Genomic DNA, 606 nt, shown 5'->3' with positions numbered 1-606 from the left:
GACAGCTCTGCCTTGTTCTTCTTGCTTCTTCTCATGACGCGCTACAAAGGCATCGGCTTCCTTGCTCCATAACAAAGAATCCTGTGCTACTCCTTCAGAAACTTCCTTAATCCGTGTATTCACATTTTTGATATTCTCATCAAGACCAGTAAATGCACTACCAACATTATCAAAAGAGCCATTTGTTATATTACCAGCTGTATCAACCTTGGATAACTTGTAGGTTGGTCCTGTAAACGTACCCTCAACAAATTTTGCATCGCCACCAAGGAATTTAGCTACATTCTGAGAAATCGTGTTGATCTGACTACCATTAACCGCATCATGTGAACTCTCACCAATGGCACCATCTTTTACATTATGAAGTGCAACTGGTCCTGCATCCTTACCTTTACCTAAAGTCACACTCGTGTAATCAATGCCGCCATTCTCACCCTCTTTTTTATCGTAATGAACAACAGCCGAGCCATCTGACTGAAGGCTGGTAGAAAGATCCTTCAAACCTTTATCAAGCTGACCTTTGTTAACAGCTTCATTATCCTTTGTTGCTTCACCAACACCTGAAAGTGTCCGATCCGTACCAGTCTTGTTGGCTATGTTGATTTC

At 41.9% G+C, this 606-nt stretch carries 1 pseudogene; it reads right to left on the bottom strand.

Features of this window, described 5'->3' with window-relative positions:
* Positions 1–606, bottom strand: a pseudogene (locus ACFINM_RS09900) (hypothetical protein); the annotation flags it as partial.

This window comes from Bartonella sp. AA168HLJHH (genome assembly GCF_042197365.1).
Lineage (GTDB): Bacteria > Pseudomonadota > Alphaproteobacteria > Rhizobiales > Rhizobiaceae > Bartonella.
The sequence above is the reverse complement of the archived record's forward strand: the minus strand, read 5'-3'. Positions and strand labels throughout refer to the sequence as shown.